This window comes from Pelistega indica, assembly GCF_000506865.1.
GTDB lineage: Bacteria > Pseudomonadota > Gammaproteobacteria > Burkholderiales > Burkholderiaceae_B > Taylorella > Taylorella indica.
The window spans coordinates 1-5063 of record NZ_AYSV01000015.1 but is presented as its reverse complement, the minus strand read 5'-3'; the positions used below and the strand labels follow the sequence as shown (position 1 = coordinate 5063).

Below are 5063 nucleotides of genomic sequence, written 5' to 3'. Positions count from 1 at the left end.
GGTATCGTAAAAGGAACGTTAACTGTAATGAATCCAGCCATAATTTTCACACTTTTAAGCTTGCTAATTGTTGATAAATCATACTCGGTGTTTTCATTTTAAGCGCCTGATGAGGGCGCTCTTCGTTGTAGTACTTAAACCATAAGTGTAAGCACTCGGTGTTTGTCAAGCGAGTTATCCAATCTGATAACGACGACGCGTCCCGATGGTCGTGTGGTGGACTACCTGCGCTATGGATCAGGACACCTGCATGGGATGTTGCTAGATAAAGAGCGTTTTAGCTTTGACCCGGCACATAATATACTAAGTAAAACTAGCCAGAGCTCGTCTGGTGATACGCCATTGAGTACGTTACCGTCAGGGGTGTCAAGTGTCGTTGGTAATCTGTTAAAAGGGATAGCGGGGATACACTTTAGCTATGATGCGCGTGGGAATATGACGCGTAAAGAGGGGCTCAAAGGGATACAGACCTTCCAATGGGATGCGCATAACCAATTACGGCAGAGTGGATGGCAAGGTGGAGCTCGGGAGAGCTTACGCACGGAGTACCTCTATGATGCGTTTGGGCGACGTATAGCCAAGCGAGTGGAATCGGGAGAGCATCATCGGGTGGTCAGCCAAACGTTGTATGACTGGGAGGGGTTAAGTATTGCCTCTGAAGAGCCGTTGCGCACAGCCAATGCAACGAATCTTTCTACGACACAGGGAGTCGCACTAGCCAGAGATGTGCAGTACGTATATGAAGACGGTAGCTTTGTTCCGTTAGCCCAGTATATCAATAGCAGCACAGGCGAGGCAGAGCATATTAGCCCGATGGCATGGGGGGCTGAGTCGGCTCCACGAGAAGCCTCAGCCTCTCCCCCTAAACTATATCACTATGTGTGTGACCAGATAGGCACGCCGCAACTATTGCTGAACCAATCCCAAGAGGTGGTGTGGGAGGCCGAGTCCAAGGCATGGGAGGAGACCTATGTGGAGCCTAGAGAGGTGAAAGAGGGTGTGGTGAATAACCACCGTTTCCAAGGGCAGTACTATGATGAGGAGAGTGAGCTACATTATAATACGTTTAGGTATTATGACCCAGAGCTAGGTCGCTTTATCAGCCAAGACCCGATCGGCTTGATGGGAGGGATTAACCTCTATCAATACGCCCCGAACCCGGTGGAGTGGGTGGAACCGTGGGGGTGGAATAATGTTAGCACAGGTGAAGGAAGAGATAGTGTGACTTATCGAGGGTATAAAAACGGGAAATCATATACTGGCTACGCTAGTGCCCCTAGTAGCATGGGGCTTTCACCTGAGCAAATTATTAGTTATAGATATGGTGGTAATTTTGATGCTTTTGGGGGACAGGCACCTACGCCTGTATATAGTGGAAGTGGCATAGAAGGTAAGAAAACAGCCAGAGGATTAGAGCAATATTATTTTGAGGAAGATGAGAGAGTTTTAAGAAGAGAAAACGTTGCCAATGCGCAGAATCCAGTCGGAGCAAATAATTCAAATAGAGACGAGTACAAAAAGGCAGCAGAAGCGCATCTAGGCAAAAATCCTCAAACAGTTCATAAAACAAAATGCGAGACTTAAAAGGAATTAAGAATGACTAGAGTTACTTGGAAAAAAGGCACTGTTATTAGTATTGAAGCTAGAGAGGATATTTGCTTTTTAGCCCAAATGATGGAGGAGCCTTATCTTTATTTTTTTGATATTTATAATGATTCTCACGAGTGGAAAATCTCATCGTTAGAAAATACAAATACTCTCTTTTGTGTTCCTGTGGTACATAAATTTTTAAAAGACAGTCATGTCAAAAAAATGGATATAGTTGGAAATTCTACCCTGCAATTTCCTTCACGCTGGATACAAAGAAACTTTGAATCTCAAATGTATACTATTTGGGAGGGGACGGATGATGAAATGACTTTTGCTATGTCAAAGCCGGGTGGGGTTTTAGTTGAAAGGACTCTGACAACTAAACCACAAGATTTCATTGTAATCAAAGAAATTAATAATAATGAGGACAGTATCATTGATAGTCATGAACTTACATCGTTGAGAACATATCCTGAACTTAATGAAAGGCTATATCTTAGCTATTTATTCGGTAAAAATGTAGATCCACTTAAAGATATTATGTTTCAAAGAACTATGAAAAAAGAATATAAAGTGTATATGCAAATATTTACAGGAAAATATAAAGGACTTTATAAGTAAATGCCCCCCTATGTCACACTAGTTGTCCGATCATTTAATTTTTACTTTTAACCCATTTAGGGTGGCTGATACATGCTCATGATGAAAACATTTTATTCTATAAAGCAATTAGTTGATGCGTTCAAAGAGGATCTAACTATAGGTGAACAGGTTTGTGTTTATACGAAACCCAATGTTGACGAGTTTGTGCTTGAACAAGAGTATTGGATCGATGATTACCCAGATATTGATGACGATGATAATGAAAGTTAACAACTCAAGAATCAGGGCTGATATTGTAGCTAGTGATGGAAATGGTGGAATACACGTTTTTGAAGTTAAGCATGGGAAAGGGCGTTTAACCAAAAATCAAGAGAAAGCGGAGGTATTTGATATGGATTCTCCGTCAAATACTTGTGAAAGAGGAGGCGGAAGTCACAGACCTTCTCAAGGGAAAGGTTCTGATTTTATTTTGGATACACGCAATAGACCAGGTTTAGGCAATAAAGGTCAGAAATTTAAAGATACCACTTTTCATATTTTGAAATATAGATAGGTTTTCCTTATGGACAAAGAAATTAAAAAACTCTTTGAGACGGAATTATCAAGTCTTTTAAAAAAGTTAAATATTCCTGCTCGTACCAGGTCACTTAAGAAATCGATTAAATTTGAATCACTTTCAACAGAGAATAAAGCTGAATTAGCCTTTAGTTATTTAGGGAGTCAGAAAGCGTATTATATTGAACTGACAGGTTATTCAGAAGAGTTTAGTTATTACATTCAGAAAATTGTTCCGCCTTATAAGTCAAATATGGTAGATGGATTTTCGGCTCATTTTTACATGACAACTCTACAAGAAAAAAGTCATAGTCATGCTCAACAACTATCAAAAATTTATTTACCCCATAGTGATCATGTACTTGATTTGTGCATAAACCAGATTTCCGATGCGCTAAATGGTTTCTACATTCCTTACTTAATGGCATTTGTGGATTTTAATCCTAGTTTGATTCATTACATAGTCCAACGACCAGATTTTTACAGTTATCCAATACCGATGATTGCTTATGTCTTGGAATTTAATGGATTGAAGTGGTCTGATCTAAATTTGCCAATTGGAAAGAAAATTATTCGTGATCGTGAGTTTGACGAGGCATTACTGCAGATTTAATGTTGATTGTTTTCCTGTCGGTGTTGTTATTGATGGCGAGTATTACCATGATCGGGGGGGTGATAGCTTTAAATACTTCCCTGACGCCATCGAGAGCGTCTACTGATAGTAAGATCTAGTTGTGCATTATGCACATGCTATGCAATTCGTTACGTTGCGTGACTGCCGAGCTATTACGGTAGAATTAAAGCCAATTTACTAAGCGGTTACTGAAGATTTAGCTATTTAATTGCTCGAAGAGTTTAAAGTGTAGTCCCCCCATTTTTAGTAGCAATTTTAGGTAGAAACAGTATTAAAAAATCGTTCTAACTTTTATTGTGGGTTCATACAGGTAATCTACTCAAGCGCATTAGCGGCTATCATTTTGATTACGACGCCCGTGGTAATTTAACCCGTAAAGAAAGCCACAAAGGCATTCAGACCTTTAGTTGGGATGCACACAATCAATTAACACGTAGCACGTCCTTTAGCAGTGCCACTGAGCCTAAGCTGTGTACCGATTATCTGTATGATGTGTTTGGTCGCCGGATTGCCAAGCGGGTGGTGGATGAACACCGTCACACAGTCATAGAACAAACACTCTATGATTGGGAAGGCTTGACCATTGCTTCAGAAGAGCGTATCGGTCAGCAACTGGGCAAACATGCAGCCAATCCGGGACGTGACTGGCAGAATGCACCGGCCTTGGCCTTGAATGTGCAGTATCTCTACGAAGATGGTCAGTTTGTGCCCTTGGCGCAATACATCAATAGCAGTGATGGACAAGCGGAACTACTGAGCTCACGGGGGTGGCAGGCCGAGTTAGCAGAAGAAACTCAAGCAGCGCCGAAACTTTATCATTATGTGTGCGATCACCTCGGCACCCCACAACTGTTGATGAATCAAGGTCAGGAAGTGGTGTGGGAGGCCAAGGCTAAAGTGTGGGGTGAAACCTGTGTCATGAGCCGAGCTGCTGCTGACGAGCAGGTGATTAATAATCATCGTTTTCAAGGTCAGTATTATGATGCCGAGACGTCGTTACATTACAATACCTTTAGGTATTATGACCCAGAGCTAGGTCGCTTTATCAGCCAAGACCCGATCGGATTGATGGGTGGGATTAACCTCTATCAATACGCTCCGAACCCGGTGGAGTGGGTGGATCCGTGGGGGCTAAGGAGAGTAATTGGAGCAATTTCTCGAGTTACTACAAAGAAAGGAACGAGTAATTTAAAAAATGATCCAAGAAAAACACACTCAGAAATTTTAAACTTACAGAAGATGAACGAAAAAGGGCAGTTAAAAGATCAAGATGTTGTTATTGATAATATTGAAGGCTTTTTTGATGATGGTTCAAAACAGACAATTGGTATGTGTAGTAAATGTCGGGCAGAAATGTTTGATAGTTTAATTAGTGGTGGCGCAAAGAGTGTTAGTATTCCCGAAACTAGATCTAACAAAGTCATTGGAAATTTAAAAATTCCAAAGGAAAACTTTCGCGCTGCTCAGGAGGCTTTATCCAGTCTCTTAAATAAGGGTTTAGGTACTAGAAAAACATCAGATATGGTGTAGAAGTTCAGACTTCATCTGACAGTTCCCCGTTTGACAAGCGGTGTCTGTCAGATTAGATTTAGCTCATGCTTTTTGCTGTTCCTAATCTGATTTACCATCAATCAATGTTTCTATGGGTGTTCGCCCACAGCACATCTTTCCTTGATGCTGA

The 5063-nt window shown here is 41.2% G+C and carries 7 protein-coding genes; 6 read left to right on the top strand and 1 reads right to left on the bottom strand.

Translation table 11 applies throughout. The annotated features are described in order from the left end of the window. Positions 1–46 precede the first annotated feature (46 nt). On the bottom strand, positions 47–169 hold the full coding sequence (locus tag V757_RS29830; RefSeq protein WP_162146551.1) for an integrase core domain-containing protein: 123 nt from the start codon (positions 167–169) through the stop codon (positions 47–49). Between V757_RS29830 and V757_RS17155 the strand changes: the two genes are divergently transcribed. The 6 genes from V757_RS17155 to V757_RS0113250 all read left to right on the top strand — a co-directional run bounded on the left by V757_RS17155 (position 163) and on the right by V757_RS0113250 (position 4912). Then, positions 163–1584 carry an RHS repeat domain-containing protein gene (locus V757_RS17155; protein ID WP_023949308.1) on the top strand — a complete coding sequence of 474 codons (1422 nt, stop codon included), beginning with the start codon at positions 163–165 and terminating at the stop codon, positions 1582–1584. The genes V757_RS29830 and V757_RS17155 overlap by 7 nt on opposite strands. Positions 1585–1596: 12 nt before the next feature. Next, positions 1597–2211 carry a hypothetical protein gene (locus V757_RS17150; protein ID WP_023949306.1) on the top strand — a complete coding sequence of 205 codons (615 nt, stop codon included), beginning with the start codon at positions 1597–1599 and terminating at the stop codon, positions 2209–2211. Positions 2212–2289: 78 nt separating this feature from the next. Next, positions 2290–2463 (top strand): hypothetical protein, encoded by a 174-nt coding sequence (locus V757_RS17145; RefSeq protein ID WP_155805780.1) that lies wholly within the window; start codon positions 2290–2292, stop codon positions 2461–2463. Continuing rightward, the gene (locus V757_RS17140; protein WP_052019189.1) at positions 2453–2746 is read left to right on the top strand and encodes a hypothetical protein; all 294 of its coding nucleotides are present in this window, start codon (positions 2453–2455) and stop codon (positions 2744–2746) included. Before V757_RS17145 ends, V757_RS17140 begins: the two co-directional genes overlap by 11 nt. A 9-nt stretch (positions 2747–2755) precedes the next feature. Next, a complete protein-coding gene (locus V757_RS17135) occupies positions 2756–3361 on the top strand; it encodes a hypothetical protein (protein WP_023949300.1) in 606 nt (201 codons plus the stop codon). Positions 3362–3676: 315 nt separating this feature from the next. Next, the gene (locus V757_RS0113250; RefSeq protein ID WP_023949298.1) at positions 3677–4912 is read left to right on the top strand and encodes an RHS repeat domain-containing protein; all 1236 of its coding nucleotides are present in this window, start codon (positions 3677–3679) and stop codon (positions 4910–4912) included. Positions 4913–5063 lie beyond the last annotated feature (151 nt).

Excerpts from the sequence above, each read along its gene's own strand:
- V757_RS17150 (WP_023949306.1), top strand. The coding sequence starts at position 1,597 with ATGACTAGAGTTACTTGGAAAAAAGGCACTGTTATTAGTATTGAAGCT.
- V757_RS17145 (WP_155805780.1), top strand. The coding sequence starts at position 2,290 with ATGATGAAAACATTTTATTCTATAAAGCAATTAGTTGATGCGTTCAAA.
- V757_RS17140 (WP_052019189.1), top strand. The coding sequence starts at position 2,453 with ATGAAAGTTAACAACTCAAGAATCAGGGCTGATATTGTAGCTAGTGAT.
- V757_RS17135 (WP_023949300.1), top strand. The coding sequence starts at position 2,756 with ATGGACAAAGAAATTAAAAAACTCTTTGAGACGGAATTATCAAGTCTT.